The sequence below is a fragment of the Sphingobium sp. AS12 genome (genome assembly GCF_019097845.1).
In the GTDB taxonomy this organism is placed as follows: Bacteria; Pseudomonadota; Alphaproteobacteria; order Sphingomonadales; family Sphingomonadaceae; genus Sphingobium.
Genome location: NZ_JAHRGM010000035.1, coordinates 295665 through 312746, shown reverse-complemented (window position 1 = coordinate 312746; position 17082 = coordinate 295665). Strand labels below are relative to the sequence as shown.

At 62.8% G+C, this 17082-nt stretch carries 20 protein-coding genes; 9 read left to right on the top strand and 11 right to left on the bottom strand.

Features of this window, described 5'->3' with window-relative positions; translation table 11 throughout:
* Positions 1–31 precede the first annotated feature (31 nt).
* The gene (locus KRZ98_RS14780) at positions 32–769 is read left to right on the top strand and encodes a DUF72 domain-containing protein (RefSeq protein ID WP_217674221.1); all 738 of its coding nucleotides are present in this window, start codon (positions 32–34) and stop codon (positions 767–769) included.
* Positions 770–1093: 324 nt separating this feature from the next.
* On the opposite strand, the gene KRZ98_RS14775 is transcribed toward KRZ98_RS14780, so the two are convergent.
* On the bottom strand, positions 1094–1279 hold the full coding sequence (locus KRZ98_RS14775) for a PspC domain-containing protein (protein ID WP_217674220.1): 186 nt from the start codon (positions 1277–1279) through the stop codon (positions 1094–1096).
* 346 nt (positions 1280–1625) lie between these two features.
* Here KRZ98_RS14775 and KRZ98_RS14770 point away from each other — a divergent pair, with 346 nt between their 5' ends.
* Positions 1626–2015 (top strand): gamma-glutamylcyclotransferase, encoded by a 390-nt coding sequence (locus tag KRZ98_RS14770; protein ID WP_217674219.1) that lies wholly within the window; start codon positions 1626–1628, stop codon positions 2013–2015.
* Positions 2016–2170: 155 nt separating this feature from the next.
* Here KRZ98_RS14770 and KRZ98_RS14765 read toward each other — a convergent pair whose 3' ends face one another.
* Positions 2171–2704: a peroxiredoxin gene (locus KRZ98_RS14765; protein WP_217674406.1), complete on the bottom strand. Its 534-nt coding sequence runs from the start codon at positions 2702–2704 to the stop codon at positions 2171–2173.
* A 23-nt stretch (positions 2705–2727) separates the two neighbouring features.
* Positions 2728–3117: a VOC family protein gene (locus KRZ98_RS14760; protein ID WP_217674407.1), complete on the bottom strand. Its 390-nt coding sequence runs from the start codon at positions 3115–3117 to the stop codon at positions 2728–2730.
* A gap of 104 nt (positions 3118–3221) precedes the next feature.
* On the opposite strand from KRZ98_RS14760, the gene KRZ98_RS14755 reads away from it, so the two are divergent.
* The 4 genes from KRZ98_RS14755 (at position 3222) to KRZ98_RS14740 (ending at position 6253) form a co-directional block, all read left to right on the top strand.
* On the top strand, positions 3222–3701 hold the full coding sequence (locus tag KRZ98_RS14755) for a hypothetical protein (RefSeq protein WP_217674218.1): 480 nt from the start codon (positions 3222–3224) through the stop codon (positions 3699–3701).
* A gap of 39 nt (positions 3702–3740) precedes the next feature.
* Positions 3741–4814, top strand: a complete 1074-nt coding sequence (recF, locus tag KRZ98_RS14750) for a DNA replication/repair protein RecF (RefSeq protein ID WP_217674217.1) — start codon at positions 3741–3743, stop codon at positions 4812–4814.
* A gap of 108 nt (positions 4815–4922) precedes the next feature.
* Positions 4923–5453 carry a CHAP domain-containing protein gene (locus KRZ98_RS14745; protein WP_217674216.1) on the top strand — a complete coding sequence of 177 codons (531 nt, stop codon included), beginning with the start codon at positions 4923–4925 and terminating at the stop codon, positions 5451–5453.
* Positions 5454–5530: 77 nt separating this feature from the next.
* Entirely contained in the window at positions 5531–6253 is a 723-nt protein-coding gene (locus KRZ98_RS14740; RefSeq protein WP_217674215.1) for a CHAP domain-containing protein, read from the top strand.
* A 24-nt stretch (positions 6254–6277) separates the two neighbouring features.
* Here KRZ98_RS14740 and KRZ98_RS14735 read toward each other — a convergent pair whose 3' ends face one another.
* The 5 genes from KRZ98_RS14735 to KRZ98_RS14715 form a co-directional block, all read right to left on the bottom strand.
* Positions 6278–6553, bottom strand: coding sequence for a DUF3297 family protein (locus KRZ98_RS14735; protein WP_217674214.1), 276 nt, complete (start codon positions 6551–6553; stop codon positions 6278–6280).
* A 100-nt stretch (positions 6554–6653) separates the two neighbouring features.
* The gene (locus tag KRZ98_RS14730; RefSeq protein ID WP_217674213.1) at positions 6654–6959 is read right to left on the bottom strand and encodes a hypothetical protein; all 306 of its coding nucleotides are present in this window, start codon (positions 6957–6959) and stop codon (positions 6654–6656) included.
* Positions 6960–7071: 112 nt separating this feature from the next.
* Positions 7072–8313: a cyclopropane-fatty-acyl-phospholipid synthase family protein gene (locus KRZ98_RS14725; protein ID WP_217674212.1), complete on the bottom strand. Its 1242-nt coding sequence runs from the start codon at positions 8311–8313 to the stop codon at positions 7072–7074.
* Between the two features lie 31 nt (positions 8314–8344).
* Positions 8345–9091 carry a molybdopterin-binding protein gene (locus KRZ98_RS14720; RefSeq protein WP_217674211.1) on the bottom strand — a complete coding sequence of 249 codons (747 nt, stop codon included), beginning with the start codon at positions 9089–9091 and terminating at the stop codon, positions 8345–8347.
* Positions 9088–9807 (bottom strand): cytochrome b/b6 domain-containing protein, encoded by a 720-nt coding sequence (locus KRZ98_RS14715; protein ID WP_217674210.1) that lies wholly within the window; start codon positions 9805–9807, stop codon positions 9088–9090. Before KRZ98_RS14715 ends, KRZ98_RS14720 begins: the two co-directional genes overlap by 4 nt.
* Before the next feature lie 321 nt (positions 9808–10128).
* On the opposite strand from KRZ98_RS14715, the gene KRZ98_RS14710 reads away from it, so the two are divergent.
* Positions 10129–10635: an outer membrane beta-barrel protein gene (locus KRZ98_RS14710; protein WP_217674209.1), complete on the top strand. Its 507-nt coding sequence runs from the start codon at positions 10129–10131 to the stop codon at positions 10633–10635.
* A gap of 60 nt (positions 10636–10695) precedes the next feature.
* Here the strand turns inward: KRZ98_RS14710 and KRZ98_RS14705 are convergent, their stop codons facing one another.
* The 3 genes from KRZ98_RS14705 to KRZ98_RS14695 form a co-directional block, all read right to left on the bottom strand.
* Positions 10696–11118, bottom strand: a complete 423-nt coding sequence (locus KRZ98_RS14705; RefSeq protein WP_217674405.1) for a hypothetical protein — start codon at positions 11116–11118, stop codon at positions 10696–10698.
* Between the two features lie 72 nt (positions 11119–11190).
* Positions 11191–12462, bottom strand: coding sequence for a 23S rRNA (adenine(2503)-C(2))-methyltransferase RlmN (gene rlmN / locus KRZ98_RS14700; protein ID WP_217674208.1), 1272 nt, complete (start codon positions 12460–12462; stop codon positions 11191–11193).
* 47 nt (positions 12463–12509) lie between these two features.
* Positions 12510–12998, bottom strand: a complete 489-nt coding sequence (locus KRZ98_RS14695; protein WP_217674207.1) for a hypothetical protein — start codon at positions 12996–12998, stop codon at positions 12510–12512.
* Positions 12999–13169: 171 nt separating this feature from the next.
* Between KRZ98_RS14695 and dnaN the strand changes: the two genes are divergently transcribed.
* Together dnaN and KRZ98_RS14685 are read left to right on the top strand one after the other, a co-directional pair.
* Positions 13170–14282, top strand: coding sequence for a DNA polymerase III subunit beta (gene dnaN / locus KRZ98_RS14690; RefSeq protein ID WP_119750038.1), 1113 nt, complete (start codon positions 13170–13172; stop codon positions 14280–14282).
* Between the two features lie 101 nt (positions 14283–14383).
* The gene (locus KRZ98_RS14685; RefSeq protein ID WP_217674206.1) at positions 14384–16999 is read left to right on the top strand and encodes an EAL domain-containing protein; all 2616 of its coding nucleotides are present in this window, start codon (positions 14384–14386) and stop codon (positions 16997–16999) included.
* Positions 17000–17082 lie beyond the last annotated feature (83 nt).

Genomic DNA, 17082 nt, shown 5'->3' with positions numbered 1-17082 from the left:
ATATGTAACGCAAGTTGCGCGGGAGGTCGGGATGGCGGGGCGGATCAGGATCGGCATTGGCGGCTGGGTGTTTGAGCCGTGGCGCGGGACTTTCTATCCGGCCGGGCTGCGGCAGAAGGATGAACTGGCCTATGTCGGGCAACATCTGACCGCGACCGAGATCAATGCGACCTATTATAGTACGCAGAAACCGGCGACATTTGCAGGCTGGGCGAAGGCGGTGCCGGACGGCTTCCAGTTTGCGGTCAAGGCGTCACGCTATTGCACCAACCGCAGGGTGCTGGGGGACGCGGGCGAGTCGGTCGCCAAATTTGTCGGACAGGGGATTGCCGAACTGGGCGACCGGCTGGGGCCGATCTTGTGGCAATTCATGCCGACCAAGGCATTTAATCCCGAGGATTTCGGTGCGTTTCTGAAGCTGTTGCCGGCCAGTGTCGATGGCGTGCCGCTGCGCCATGCGCTGGAGGTTCGGCACGCCAGTTTCGATCACACTGCCTTTCTGGCGATGGTGCAGGAGGCTGGTACTGCGGTGGTGCTGGCGGATCATGACACCTATCCCGCAATTCAGGGCGCGGACGTCGGGTTTTCGTACATGCGGCTGATGCGGGCGCAGGAGGATGAGGCGACCGGCTATGGCGCGGCGGCGCTGGCGGACTGGGGGGGACGGCTGCGGACGCAGGCGGCGGTGGGCGATGCCTATGCTTTCTTCATTAGTGGCGCGAAGGTGCGAAACCCAGCCGCGGCGTTGGCATTGAGTGCGACTATATAGTTACAGTCTGTTGCATTTGTTGCAATCGGTGCGCCGCGCTTTGCGATTGTTACAATAGCATGACGGGCGCATAGGCCCGGTCCGCCCGACTGGGGCGGCAATGAATGACCATATTGGAGTTATATATGCGACAGGCTTTTCAGGGCGCTGCGCTGGTGGTTGCGGTCGGCGTACAGATGCTGACCTTCTATTCGGTGCTTTACGCCTGAGCGCAATCCGCGCTCATCTTTATCCCGACTCGTCGGGATATTAAAAAGCCGCCCATGGCCTATGCCGGGGCGGCTCTTTTATTATAAGCTGACTTTGGTCGATCTTGCCGTCGGCTTACCCTTCCGCGAGCCAGCCTGCGAGCAGATAGGCCACAACGCCGACCGGGCCGAGAGCGCACAGCGTCAGTAGGACGGTGGCGACGCGGATCAGCGTGACGTCAAGCCCGGTGCGGTTGGACAAGCCCGCGCACACGCCCATAATCTTGCCATGGCGACGGTCGAGGGTGAAGCTGTTGTTCATGAGTCTGGCCTTCTGATTTTGGGATTTTGGCGAAAAATATGGGTCGATCAGGCGATCGGCAGGACCGGCACGGCGGCACCGACGAACAGGCTGGCGACGATGAAAGCGCCGACAAGAGCGACGGCGGCACTGTGGAACCTGGCGATGGACATGGTAGAAACTCCCTGATTTTTGGCTGGCCGGGCTATCCGGCCTTGATGCCCAATAGGATTGCAGGAGCCGTGCCAGTTTTGTTTTCCCTTGGAAATTCGCCACTTTCAGGCATTGCAGGGCAAAGTCGGCCTGCGGGCATTTCTATCAGTTGGGGAAATTTGCCGTTTATCGGGATAATTTCCATGGGCGCGGCATGAGCAGCGCTTTGCTGTTCGTCTATGGCACATTGCGGGCTGGTTTCGACGGGCCGATGGCGCGATGGCTGCGCGGCGTGGCGCCTGTCGTGGGACAGGCGACGGCGCGCGGCGCGCTGTATCGGGTCGATACGTATCCGGGCTTCGTGCCGGGTGATGAAGGGGTAGTGATGGGCGATCTGTTTGCCCTAGCCGATCCGGCTACATTGCTGGCGCGGCTGGACGAATATGAGGAATGTGCTGCGCATTTCCCGGAGCCGCATGAATATCGGCGCGCATTGGTGACGGTGCAACGGGCCGACGGGCCGGTCGAGGCCTGGACCTATATCTACGCGCGCGATGTAGCGGGACTGGCGCGGATTGCGAGTGGGGATTTTTTGGGTGAGTGAATGGCCTTGGAGGCAAACCACCCCGTTCGTCGTTCGTCCTGAGTAGCCATTGAACGAAGGCGAAATGGCGTATCGAGGGATCACACGCAGCGCATAATGCTTCGATACGGGCCTTCGGCTTCGCTCAGTCCCTACTCAGCACGAACGGCGTTTTGTTATTTCTGCTTCATCGCCTGGACCGCCGCCAGCGTGGTTTTGACATGTTCGGCATAGTTCATTTCGGAATGGACGAAGGCGATGCGGCCTGACGGAGCGATGACGTAGGAGGTGCGGTCGGTCATGCCGGGGCGCATCTTGAGCGCCACGTCATAGCCCGACACGATGCCCGGTCCGGCGGAAGCGACGGCGAATTTGCCCGCACATTCCTTGGTCGAGAAGGCGACCAGATCATCGACAGAGTCGGCCGACATGCCGATCACGGTGGCCCCGGCCGCCTTGAACTTGTCGATATTGTCGGCAAATTCGCGCGCTTCGGCCGAGCAGCCGGGCGTGAATGCCTTGGGGAAGAAATAGAGGACAACCGGGCCGCGCTTCAACTGGTGCGAAAGGGTCAGGGTGAACGTCTTGCCCGCCTGCGCACCGCGCGTGGTGAAGTCGGGTGCCTTGGCACCAATGGCAAGGGCAGCCATCGCCCCGCTCGATCCCAGCAGGGTGGCAGCGGCGGCGAGCAACAGGGACAGGCGCTTCATCATCAGGCTCCTTAAAATCACGGTCAGGCGGCGGGCGCGGGCGGCTCCCACAATTCGATGGCATTGCCTTCGGGATCATGAATGCGGGCAAAACGCCCGACATCGGGATGATCCCATTCGGCATTGGTGATGACGGCAATGTCAGCGTCCCGCAAGCCGGCCAGAAGGGAATCGAGATCGGACACGCGCAGATTGATCATGAACGCCTTGTCCGCGGCGAAATAGTCGCTGTCCGCCTTGAACGCGGAAAAGACCATCGGGCCGCCCAATGTCCGCCAAGTCCATTCATCCGGGCTGGCATCGGGATCTGACACACAGCCCGCGCCCACACCCAGATAGGTGCGATACCAAGCGTTCAGCGCGTCGGGATCACGCGCGCGGAAAAATAATCCGCCCATTCCCAGCACCGGCATGACATGCTCTCCCTCTTTCACATCGGCGGGGAGATTAGCATGGCGGCGACAGTCGGTCACGATCAGGGACAGGAACCGCGGGACGGCTCGCCAGTTCTGTTGTGATGCGCTTTCTCCTTGCCCTGCTACCGCTGATCGTCCTTGCCGCCTGCGACAAGCCTGCCAAAAAGCCGGAGGTGCAGCCCGGCGTGGTGGCGAATATCAGCGACCGGACGGAGCCTGCGCCGGATGCGCCGCCACCAGTGAACGCCACGGTGCCAACGGAGTCGCCCGTACCGGATGTGCGGGCATCCGCGCTCATCCCAGCCGCCTTGCACGGTCGATGGACCGGCGTAAGCGATAGATGCGGCGACCGCGCAGCCGATCTGGAGTTGAATATCCTGCCGGACCAGATGGTCTTTCATGAAAGCGTTGGCATGGTCGAAGCAGTAACGCCCGATGCCGACGGCCAGTTGTCGGTCAAGGCGGCCTTTACTGGCGAGGGGCAAAGCTGGACGCGCACACTGGTGCTGCGCCCGGCGGCCGATGGCGCGACGCTGACGATTATCAATGATGGAACGGCGGTGACGCGCAAGCGCTGCTAAACGCTTTCCCGCGCGCGCCGACCCGGCTACAGCCGGGCGATGATCGGCCGCCTGACCTTGAGCGATTTCCGCAATCATGCGGACGCGCTGATCGTGCCCGATCATGGCTTCATCCTGCTGACCGGCGATAATGGCGCGGGCAAGACCAATATATTGGAGGCGGTGTCGATGCTGGCGCCCGGACGCGGGCTGCGTGGCGCGGCGTTGCGGGCGATGGCGCGGCAGGACGGGCCGGGCGGCTTTGGCATCGCGGCGGACGTGGATGGCGTGGTGCTGGGCACCGGGGTTGCCGCCGCCACGCCCGACCGGCGGCAGGTGCGGATCGGCGGCGTTGCATCGTCCGCCAACGCACTGGCCGATCATCTGTCGATCGTCTGGCTGACCCCGGCGATGGACCGGCTGTTTCTCGACAGCCCCGGCGGGCGGCGGCGCTTTCTGGATCGGCTGACGCTGGCGCTGCACCCGGCCCATGCGGCGCACAGCGCGCGCTATGATGCGGCGATGCGGGCGCGCAACCGGCTGCTGGCCGATCCACGCCGCGCCGATCCGGCCTGGCTGTCCGCGCTGGAGGCGCAGATGGGCGAACATGGCGCGGCACTGGCGGCGGCGCGCTACGATCTGGTCGCGCGGCTGAACCTGGCGCTGGCGGGTCAGCCTGACGCGCCCTTTGCCCGGCCGCTGGTAACGATAGAAGGCGAGGAGGATGGCAGCGACGTGCCATTGGCGCAGCGACTGGAGCGGGAAAGGCGGCGCGATTCAGCGGCGGGGCGCACTTTGTCCGGGCCGCACCGCCATGACCTGTCGGTGATCCACATTGCCAAGAACCAGCCCGCCGCGCTCTGTTCGACCGGCGAGCAGAAGGCGCTGTTGCTCTCGATCCTGCTGGCTCACGCTGCACTGGTGGCCGAGCATCGCGGCCAGCCGCCGGTGTTGTTGCTCGACGAAGTGGCGGCGCATCTCGACCCGTCGCGACGGGCCGCCTTGTTCGACCGATTGGGGGAAACGGGCGGGCAAGTGTGGATGACGGGGACAGAATCCAGTCTTTTCAACGAATTATTGTCGGCAACCCGGCTGACTGTAACGGGTGGCCACGTTTTTCGTTCCGCGACATAACCCGCCCCCGCAACGACTCGTCGCCCCGCGCTTTTCAATGCGCCTTCGCTCTGCCCTAAAGCCTCTCAACGGGGCAAAAGCCTGAAACAAGGTCGGGGTCGCATTCGCATGATCAGTGGTTTTCAACGGCTTATCGCCGCTGCTCTTTGTGCGCTCTCGTTCCTGATCGTTTCGCCTGCGACGGCAGGCGTGCTGCAATGCGCGCCCTTTGCTCGTCAGGTGTCCGGCATACAGCTGCATGGCAACGCCAACACCTGGTGGAACCAGGCGCAGGGCCGCTATGATCGTGGCCATGAACCGCGCGTCGGCGCTGTCCTGTCCTTCGCCTCCAGCCGCGCCATGCCGGTTGGCCATGTCGCCATGGTCAGCAAGGTGGTGAGCCAGCGCGAAGTGCTGCTGACCCATGCCAACTGGTCCTATCGCGGCGGCATCGAGCGCAATGTCCGCGCCGTCGATGTCTCGGCCAATAACGACTGGTCGGATGTCCGGGTCTGGTACGGCCCGATCGGCAATCTGGGGCTGCGCTCCAACCCGGCCAACGGCTTCATCTATGCCGACCAGCCCAAGACCATCGACCTGCCGGTCCAGGTCGCCATGGCCGATCCAAGCGTAACCGGCGCTGCCCGCTCTGCTTTTTGAACGGCTTAACCTATTCATAAAAGGTCCGAACTAGGATCGATCCCGGTGGGGCGATTCTCAGGGTTTCGAGATCGCATATGGTTCGACAGTTTCGCTGGGCGGCGGTGTGCCTGCTGTCCGGTCTGAGCGCTGCACCCCTATGGGGTGCGAGCGCGCTGCAATGCGTCCCCTATGCGCGCATTGTGTCAGGGGTAGAGATTCGCGGCGATGCGCTGACTTGGTGGGACCAGGCGGCGGCGCAGTATAAGCGCGGGCAAAAGCCGAAAAAGGGCGCGGTGCTGGCCTTTCGTCCGGCTGGACCTATGACATTGGGGCATGTCGCCGTTGTCAGCCGCGTGTTGGATGACCGGCGCGTGCTGATCCGTCATGCCAACTGGTCGGTGCCGGGCGCGATCGAGGAAGATGTGCTGGCGATCGACGTGTCGGATGCGGGCGACTGGAGCCAGGTGCGGGTGTGGCATAGCCCCACGGGCCAGATGGGCGCGCGCACCAACCCGACCTTCGGCTTCATCTATCCGGCAAAGGCGAAGCTGCATGACTTCACGCCCGATCCGGCGCTGGGCAGCAGCGTACGCTTTGCCCGTGTCGATCGCGATCAATGGGACGAGGTACAAGTGCCCGCCGCGATGACGACGCGACGTGCCGCGCCGCAAATGGCGCAGGTCAAAGCGAACGGACGCCAGGCCGCGCCACGGCTGGAGGCCGATCCCTTCATCGTCGAATATGCTGACAGCGCCCCGTCGCAGCGGACGCTGAGCGCGATCATCGCCGACGTGAAGCGGGAGACGAGGCTGAACTGATCGACGCGACTGCGCTGATGCCGGTCATTCGGCGTCGACGGACTTTTCTTCCGACTCTGCCGCGGGCGTCTGGAACCAGGCTTCGACCGGGCCGCTCAGCTTGATCGTCAGCGGGTTGCCATGGCGATCGCGGGTCTTGCCGGCGGCGACACGGATCCAGCCTTCGGAAATCGAATATTCCTCGACATCATTGCGCTCGCGCCCCTTGAAGCGGATGCCGATGCCGCGTTGCAGCACGTCCATGTTGAAATGGGGGCTGCGCGGGTTGGTGGACAGATGATCGGGGGGCGTGTCGCTCATGGTCAGATATTTCCTGCAAGGTTGCGCCCGCGCCTAGCCGTTTGCCCGTCCTGCTGCAACCCGCCACCGGTCGGCGGCGGGTTGCAGGCTGGTCATGCGATCAGCGACAGATGCGCACGCGCACGTCACGGTCGCGATAATAGTCGTAGCGCCATTCGGTCCAGCAGCGCTGGCGATAGCCGCGATAACGCCAGTCGCGCCGGTCGCCGCGCCAGTGGCGGCGATTGTCCCAGCGCCTGTTGTTCCAGCGCCTGTTGTCCCAGCGGCCATTATTCCAGTGATGGCCGCGGTCGCCGCGCCAGCCATCGCGATAGCCGCCATAATATTGCGCCTGCGCCGGGGCTGCCATGCTGAGGCCCGCAATAGTCAGGCTGAGTGCCGCGGCACCTTTCCAGATGATGTTCATGTCGCTCTCTCCTCACATGCCCCGCCGCTCCAGAGGCGGGACCATGAGGGGAACAATGGCCCAGGCCGACTGAACAGTCCGCGAACACGCCATTTAGCGGCGGTTCAGCCAGTCAGCGGCCCTGGAGAGCGGCCTCCGCCTCCTGCATATAGTCGCGGGTGATCGGCAGGGTGCGGCGGTTGCGGGCATATTGGACCTGGTAATTGACCATGCCGCCATGCTCGAACACCGTTGCCGCGCCCGCCAGATAGAAGATCCAGAGGCGAAAGAAGCGCTCGTCATAAAGGGCGATGATGTCGGCGCGGTGGGCCATTGCCCGCTTATACCAGTGACGGATGGTCAGGCCATAATGGAGGCGCAGCACCTCCACATCGGTCACCATCAGCCGCGTCCCCTCACTGCCCGCCACCATCTCCGACAGGGCCGGGATATAACCGCCGGGGAAGATATATTTCTGGGTGAAGGCGTCGGTGATCCCCGGCCCGCCCATGCGGCCGATCGTGTGGACCAGCATGACCCCATCGGGGGTCAGCAGATCGTGGCATGTGTTGAAGAAGGTGCGGTAATGGGCGGTGCCGACATGCTCAAACATGCCGACCGACACGATGCGGTCGAACGGCCCCTTCATGTCGCGATAGTCGATCAGTTCGAAGCGGACATGGTCGGCCACGCCCGCGTCGGCGGCGCGCTGGCGGGCGATCTTGAGCTGTTCTTCTGACAAAGTGATGCCGGTCACATCGACGCCGCAGGTGCGGTGGAGATAGAGCGCCATGCCGCCCCAGCCGCAGCCGATATCCAGCACCCGCATTCCCGGCTTCAGCAACAACTTGGCGGCGATATGGGCCTTCTTGTCCTCCTGCGCCTGATCCAGGCTGATGCCTGCTTCATTGTCGGCGTCGGGCCAGTAGGCGCAGCTATATTGGCGGTCGCGGTCGAGGAAGAGGGCGTAGAGCGCGGCAGACAGGTCATAATGATGGGCGACATTGGCCTTGGCCCGCGCTTTGTGATTGGCGCGCCACAATTTTTGCCGGGCGCTGCCCAACCCACGGGACAGTGCGCTTTTCGCGTCGATCGAGCGCCCACTTTCCCATGGATTATTGGCGCGGATCATGGAGAGAAATTCCATGATGCCGCCACCCTCTATCGTCACGCGCCCGTCAATATAGGCTTCGGCCATGCCGAGACGCGGATCGCGCATAACGTCAAAGGCGACCCGCTTGTCCTGCAACCGCAGCGCGAGATCGGGAAAAGCGGGGTCGGACTTGCCGACCGTGAAATGGGTGCCGTCAGGGGTGTAGATCGTCAATTGGCCTTGGGTGACCAGTCGCCGCAATATCCGCTCGAACAGTGTCATGGCAATAATCTGTCACCCCGGACGGCGCAGGTCAAATCCCGGCATACCAGTCATAGCCGGCATAATCCTCCCAGTAACCGCCCTTCCCCTTGCCGATGCCGTCGAGCGATGCGACCGCTTCGATGCCCATCAGATATTTGGCCTGCTTATAGCCCAATTGCCGTTCGACCCGCAGCCGCAGCGGCGCGCCATTGGCGACGGTCAAGGGGCGGTCATTGAGCGCATAGGCCAGGATCGTCTGGGGATGGAAGGCGTCGAACCGGTCGATGCTCTCATAATAGGGCCGTCCGCCGCCCATATCGTCGGCGCAGCGAAAGACGAGGTAGCGGGCGCTGTCGCGCAAACCGGCGGCTTCCAGGATGGCTTTCAGCGGAACGCCGCGCCATTTGCCGATCGCGCTCCAGCCTTCGACGCAATCATGGCGGGTGATCTGGGTGCGGTGGGGCATCGCCTGCAACTGCGCCAGAGAAAGGGACAGCGGGCGCGTCACCAGCCCCGTCACCGGCAGCCGCCAGTCGGCAAAGCCGCCCCGCCACAGCGCCTTATAGGCAGGCGTATTGGGGTTGGCGGTGCCATTGGCGCGGAAGATTGGCGATATCTGGTCGGGCCGAAACTCCTGCGCCAGCGCGTCGCGCGCCATCAGGCTGCGTTGCGCCCAGCGGTGGAAATTTTCAGCCGAAAAAAGGGCTTCACGCACGCTTTCATTCCGCCCCAGCCGGTCGCACCCCGCCAGCGTGGCAGTGGCCACTAGCAGCAGGGTGCGGCGGGTGAGAATCATGGCCGTTCCTCCGGCACGCGATAGCGGCCTGTGATCATCGATCGGACTTCGTTCACAGGCCCGGCCAGCAACACCATCAATATGTGGACGAGAAAGAAGGCGACCAGCGCAAAAGCCGCGATGAAGTGGAGCGAACGCGCCGATTGCCGCCCGCCGAACAGGTCGACCAGCCAGGGCCAGGCCGCATTCATTCCCGGCGCCATGGTCAGCCCGGTCAGGATGATGAGCGGCAACAGGATGAAGATGACGCCGATATAGCTAAACTTTTGCAACACATTATAGCGCAGCGCGGCGTCGCCCGTGGGAAAGCGCAACCGGGCATGATCCTTGATATCCTGCCAGATATGGCGCGGGGCAAGATCATCGCGACGGAAGGCGAGGTCGCGAACGATGTGCCGGTTGGCGAGGCTCCAGAGCATGTAGAAGAGCAGCGCGAAGGCGAAGATCGGCGCGGCCGCCAGATGCCAGTGGCGCGACATGGCCAGGCTATAGAGCGCAGGCAGGGTCAGCCAGCCGGGGAAGCGATCAAGCTCCAGCCAGGCCGCGTCCAAATTCGCGCCATAATGCCCCCAATAGAGGCGGGGATGGGCGTTGAAGATGCCAAGCCCGCTGGTGAACAGCACATAGAGCAATGCCGCATTTAGCCAGTGCCATAGGCGCGTCGACAGGCGATGCCGCCTGACGGTGCCGGTCGCCTTTGGGGTCTGACTGTCCATGGTCGCTATCCTAACCGATCGCGCCGCTTAGTCCACGAATGTTCGCCATGATGCACGCACAGCCATCCCATGGCATAGTTACACTTTTGCAACAGAATATTGAAATCATTTGAAATAAAGACTTGGCCCCTTTGCAAACCAAAAGGGCGAACCTAGATGGCGGTTGCGCGATACCGATGCTGATCGCGTCCATATAATCTTCAGACAAGGAGGAGATATGGGCAGGAGGAGTTGTGTTATTTCAGCCACGATTTCTTGGCACCGAACCTGAATGCCGGATGAATTTCTCTATTCGGTTATGAATATAATATCGAGGACTTTATGAAAACTGTGATTTTCGCAGCGATTGCTGCTGCCTGCATTTCGGCCCCTGCTTTCGCTCAGGATGCTGCGCCTTTCACCGGGCCGCGCGCTGGCGTGACGCTGGGCTATGACAATGCCGGCGAAGAGGACGGCTTTGCCTATGGCGTGACCGCCGGTTATGATCTGGCGCTTGCCCCCCGCATCACCGGCGGCGTCGAAGTCAGCTTGGGCGACACCACTGTCGGCGATTCCGGCGTGGAACTCAGCCGTGATCTCGCCGCGTCGCTGCGCGTCGGCTTCGTCGCCACCCCGCGCGTTCTGGCGTTTGGCAAGGTCGGTTATGCCACCACCCGCATCGAAACGCTGGGCGTTGGCGCGGCGTTCGAGGGCGTCCGTTTCGGCGGCGGTCTGGAATTCGCGGCGACCCCCAACACCTATATCTCGGCTGAATATCAGCGCACCGAGTATGAGCAGAATATCGGTGGCCGTGACGCCGCGATGGTCGGCGTCGGTTTCCGCTTCTGATCCTTCTCAGGACCAGTTTGGAATAAGAAAAGGGCGGTCCGGCAACGGGTCGCCCTTTTTCTATCCAGGCAGGGATTGCAGGTCCGGTGCGAGCCAGTTCCGGCGTGCCGCGACGGACATCAGGGTGTCCTGCGACCAGTAAGTGAACAGCCAGTCCTTGTCCCCCAATGGCGATGCCATCAGCATGGCGAAGGCCGATGCGGGCGTCACGTCCGGCGGCAGACCAGCCAGCAGCGCGCGGGTCATATGCAACGACGCCTGGGTGATCGTTTCATGATAGCCGCCCGTGTCGCTGTTCACCCCGCCTACGCTCTCATTATAGCGGCGGATCATCGCGGGCATGTCGCGTTCGGGCGTGATGTCGGGACGTTTGAGGATGAGCCACAGCGCAGTCGCAAAATGCGCGCCGTGGGTCCATTGCCCCTTGGGCAGGGTGCAGGCGCAAAAGCCGGTGGCCAGCCACTCAATCTCGTCATCGGTCATCATCATTCCCCACATGAAAAGCCCCGCCGTGACGGGCGGGGCTTATGGCATCCTGTCTCCACCAGGAGAGGGTCAGCCCAGCGCCGCCTGCTTTTCCTCCGCCAGCCGGTCGAGTTCGGCACGGCTTTTCTTTTCGCTCGCCGATTTCAACTGCCCGCAGGCCGCCATGATATCGCGCCCGCGCGGGGTGCGGACGGGCGCGGAAATGCCACCTTCAAATACGATCGAACTGAACGATAGAATCCGCTCCGGCGCCGAGCATTCATAGTAGGTGCCGGGCCAGGGGTTGAACGGGATCAGATTGACCTTGGCCGGCAGCTTATATTTGCGGATCAGGCGGACCAGTTCGCGCGCGTCATCGTCGCTGTCATTCTTGTCCTTGATCATCACATATTCAAAGGTGATGCGGCGCGCATTGCTGGCTTTGGGATAGTCGGCGCAGGCCTGGAGCAGCTCCTCAATCCCATATTTCTTGTTGATCGGCACCAGCTCGTCGCGCACTTCCTTGGTCACGGCATGGAGCGAAACGGCTAGGTTCACGCCGATTTCCTCGCTCGCCCGCGCCATCATCGGGATGACGCCACTGGTCGACAGGGTGATGCGGCGGCGCGAGAGGGCGAGGCCATCGCCATCCATCACGACTTTCAGCGCATCGCGGACATGCTCGAAATTATAGAGCGGCTCGCCCATGCCCATCATGACGATATTGGTCAGCATCCTCCCGTCGGGCGAATATTGGGGGGCGTCCTCATCCTCATCGTCCGGGCTGGCGGCGGCGGTGCTGCCCATATTCCCCTTCGGCCATTCGCCCAGCGCATCGCGCGCCAGCATGACTTGCCCCACGATTTCGCCCGGCGTCAGGTTGCGGACCAGACGCATCGTGCCGGTGTGGCAGAAGCGGCAATTGAGGGTGCAACCGACCTGGCTCGACACGCACAAAGTGCCACGATCCGCATCGGGAATGAACACCATCTCATAATCCTGCCCGTCGTCCGAACGGAGCAGCCATTTGCGGGTGCCATCGGTGGAGACCTGCGCCTCGACCACCTGCGGGCGGCCGACGACAAAGCGCTCCGCCATCCAGCCGCGCATCGGCTTGGCAAGGTCGGTCATCGCCTCGAAATCGGTTTCGCCGCGATGATAGAGCCAGTGGAACAGCTGCTTGGAGCGCAGCTTGGCGGCCTTCGCGTCCAACCCGGCTTCCTCCAGCACGGACTTGATCTGCGGGCGCGACAGGCCGAGCAGGTCGGTGCGACCATCCGCGCGCGGGGTCACGGCGCGCGGCACGGGCACAGGGTCGATAAGGCCGGGAATCGGCATGATGGGGTTGGCGGCTGATTGCATGACCGCGCCCATAGTCGATTTTCGCAGATTATTAAAGCACTGCCGCTTTACCGCAGTCGCGCGCATCCCAGCGCCGCTGCGTCGATCGCCGTCGCCGCGCCACGCAGGGCGTAGCTGTCGGCGAAGGCGCGGCCTTGCGCGTCACTCGTCTGGACGCTCATGCTGCTGGCCGATCGCATGGCGGCGATGATCGCCGCGTCGCCGCGCTGGTCGGCGGCCCAGGCGTCACTGCGCCCCGCAACCAGAGTGAAGCGGCGTTCGCCGATGCTGAGCGTCACCACTGCCTTGTCCGCACGGCTGCGGCTTAAGCGGAAATGGACCTGGCCCCGGACCTTCTGCCGCGGCCAGGTGCCGACCGAGGCGAAGCCCGGACTGACCCGTCCGTCGCGCTTTACTGGCCGGGCGATAGCATAGCAGCGCGGGGTCGCAGGGTCGCGGAACGCCCCCCAGCGGTCGAACATGCCCAGCGAATCCCGCGCGATGGCAGGGGTTGCGGCCAGCAACAGGATCATCAAGAGGGCAGCGATGCGGCTCATGCGCCAAGGCAGAGCGCACCCTGTCCCGTTTTGCAAGCGTCCTGCTATGGGAAAGCGTGAGCGAGTGCTTGCCCATGCCGCAACAGCGGTTATGAAGAACCATCCATCATAGTCACCCGGATTCGAGTGCATCCGGGCCACTTGCAGAAAAGAAACGGACAGAACAGGGACATGAAGGCCACCATCGAACGCGCGACGCTGTTGAAGAGCCTGAGCCACGTCCAGTCGGTGGTCGAGCGGCGCAATACGATTCCGATCCTGTCCAACGTGCTGATCGAAGCGTCGGCCGATGGCGCGATCAAGCTGATGGCAACCGATCTCGACCTGCAGGTCGTCGAAAGCATTTCCGCGCAGGTGGAGCAGGCTGGCGCGACCACCATTTCGGCCCACACCTTGTTCGACATCGCCCGCAAACTGCCCGAAGGCAGCCAGGTGTCGCTGGCTGCGGCCGATGGCAAGATGCTGATCCAGGCCGGGCGCGCGCGCTTCAACCTGTCCACCCTGCCGCGTGACGATTTCCCGGTCATCGCCGAGGGCGACCTGCCGACCAGTTTCGAACTGCCCGCCGAAACATTGAAGCAGATCATCGACAAGACGCGCTTTGCGATCTCGACCGAAGAGACGCGCTATTATCTGAACGGCATTTATTTCCATGTGTCGGATGACGGGCAGCCGGTGCTGAAAGCCGCCGCAACCGACGGCCATCGCCTGGCCCGCGTCACTGTGCCCCGCCCCGATGGCGCGGACGGGATGCCTGGCATCATCATTCCGCGCAAATGTATCGGCGAATTGCGCAAATTGCTCGATGAGGTCGAAGGGTCGGTGCAGATTTCGCTGTCAGCCAGCAAGATCCGCTTTGGCCTGGGCAGCGCGATCCTGACCAGCAAGCTGATCGACGGCACTTTCCCTGATTATAGCCGGGTCATCCCGACCGCGAACGACAAATTGCTCAAGATCGACCCGCGCAGTTTCGAGGAAGGGGTGGATCGCGTCGCAACCATCGCGACCGAAAAGACCCGTGCGGTCAAGATGAGCCTGGACCGCGACAAGATCACCCTGTCGGTCACTAGTCCCGAAAATGGCACGGCGGCCGAAGAAGTGTCCGGCGTTTTTCAGGGCGAGGGTTTCGACATCGGCTTCAACGCGCGCTATCTGCTCGATATATTGGGCCAGATCGACAGTGAAACGGTGGAACTGCATCTGGCTGATGCTGCCGCACCGACGCTGATCCGCGAGAATGACCGTAGCCCGGCGCTCTATGTATTGATGCCGATGCGGGTGTGATCAGTTGCATGTTTAGCACGCGCATCTAGTGCCGTTAAACATGCAAAAGTCCCTTTGTTTGAAGTAATTCTATGTAAACGAACGGACGTTAAACAAAGCGCATGTCTCCATTGCGCGCGTCCCTTACCGATAGTCCTTCGCGATCCATGTCGCTTATCGTTGCGCTCGGACTGGCGGAGAGCGGGACCGAGGTTGCCGCGTCATGGATTTCAGGCGCCTTTGTTCAGATCGCGCGGCTGTGGCCACTGATCCTGCTGGCCAAGCTGTGTGTCATCGCCCTGCTGGGGATCCCTTTCTATCGCCCCGGTGACAGTGAGCAGGCGGCGATCATGACCGCGATGCTGCTGGTGGATGGCGCGTTGATGGTGGTGCCGCGCTGGTCGCTGTTTCAAGAGCGGTTGCCGCATATCCAGAACTGGCTGATGCTGCCAATGCTGTTCCTGTCCGGCCTGACCTTCAGCCTGTGGCTGGGGCATGAGCCGAAAGCCGCATCCGATTCGCTGTTTCTGGCCGCGGTGCCGGAACTCGCGGTCGCGCTGCTGGCAGTGTGCATCTTTGGCGACAGGCGCTTGCTGGGAATCAGTTATTTTCTGGGCGCGCTGCTGGTGTCTGTCACGGAAAAGGCAGGCCTGGCCCAGGTTGGTCTGCTGGTCAGCTGCATCATCGTCATGGCAGTCGCAACGCTGCGGCAGGCAACGGCGGACCGGGAACGCGCGATCGAACGCCAGCGGCAGGATCTACGCGCGCAACGGTCCGACCGGCTATTGCAGGAACATGAGCGCACCGGGCGCGGCTGGTTCTGGGAAACCGACCGGCAGGGATGCCTAACCTATATTTCCGATACGCTGGCCCATACGCTCGATGCGCCGCAGGGCGGGCTGATCGGCCGTCCGATCACCGAAATCATCCGCCCCGGCGACAAGCAGCAGGGCGATGGTGAACGCACGCTGGGCTTTCACCTGTCGGCGCGCACCGGCTTTTCCGACATATCCGTCCGCGCCGCCATGGCGAAGGAGGAGCGCTGGTGGTCGATTTCCGGCCAGCCGGTGTTCAACGAATATGGCCAGTTTCACGGCTTTCGCGGATCAGGCACGGACCTGACCGAAATGCGCCGCAGCCAGGCAGAGGTCACACGGCTGGCGCAGTTCGATTCGCTCACGGGCCTGGCCAACCGTATCCAGATGCTCCGATCCTTGGAGCAGGCCGTGGCGGACCGGCATGGCAAGGCGGGCGATTGCGCGCTGATGATGCTGGACCTCGACCGATTCAAGAGCGTCAACGACACGCTGGGCCATCCCGCAGGTGATGCACTGTTGCGCCAGGTCAGCCAGCGATTGCAGCGGGTGGTCGGCGACCGGGGTCTGGTCGGGCGGCAGGGCGGCGACGAGTTCAAGATTTTGCTGCCGGGGCGTCAGGACCAGACAATGCTGGCGCAGCTGGCGCAGAACATTATCGCCACCGTGTCCCAACCCTATTCAATCGAGGGAACGGCCGTCGTCATCGGCGTGTCGATCGGCATCTCCTCCTGCCCGCAGGATGGCGTGACCGCCGACGCGCTGATCCGCAACGCCGATCTGGCGCTCTACGCGGCCAAGGGTAATGGCCGGGGCGTCCATCGTTTCTATTCGTCGGACATGCACGCCGATGCGGAAGATCGCCGCGCACTGGAGGAGGATCTGCGCCATGCGCTGGCCGCCGACGGGCTGCATCTGGTCTATCAGCCGGTGGTGTCGTCCAAGACGGAGCGGATTACCGGCTATGAGGCACTGCTGCGCTGGCACCATCCGTTGCGTGGAGCGATCTCCCCTACCCTATTCATCCCGATCGCCGAGGATACCGGGCTGATCGCACAGATTGGCGAGTGGGTGCTGCGCACCGCCTGCCGCGATGCGGTCCAGTGGCAGGAGGATATCCGCGTCGCGGTCAATGTGTCACCGACCCAATTCGCCAATCCGGGTTTCCCATCAACGGTGATGAATGCGCTGGCCAATGCGCAGCTTGCACCCGAACGGCTGGAGCTGGAAATCACCGAAAGCGTGTTCCTGAACGACGATGACGGCACCGACGCGATGTTTGCACGGCTGAAAGCGCTGGGCGTGCGGCTGGCGCTAGACGATTTCGGCACTGGCTATTCCTCGCTCGGCTATCTGAAGAAAGCGCCGTTCGACAAGATAAAGATAGACCAAAGCTTCGTCCGCGGCGCCGCGACAAAGGGCAGCCGCAACAGCGCGATCATCAAGGCGATCGTCAGCCTGGCTGAGGCGCTGGGCATGGATACGACGGCCGAAGGCGCGGAGACGCAGGACGAACTGGCGCTGATCCGGCAATTGGGGTGCAGCCATATCCAAGGCTATATCTATGGCCGCCCGATGCCCGCCGCCGACGTGCTGGCCGGCCAGCGCGCCAATGGCTCTGCCGCATCGGCTGACGGCTTTCAGTCCAGCCGCCCGGAACGCAAGACGATGCTGCGCACCATCGGTGTGCATCATGACGGCCATGTCTATACTGGCCGGGTCCGCAACATCTCCGCCACCGGTGCGCTGATAGAGGGATTGTGGAACGTGCCGCTCGGCACATTGTTCGCGATCGAACTGGGCGAAGGCCAGTTCATCAACGCCACCGCCCGCTGGTCCAAAGACGACCGCATGGGCGTGGAGTTCGCCGGAACCGTGGACATAAGCGCGCTGCGTAATGCTCCAAGGACGCTGGCGTCCTGACAGGTCGCCGGTACTACCGTTTCCAGCAATAAAATATCACGAAATCATCCCGGAACTGCGCGTCTGCGCGGTGATTATGATCG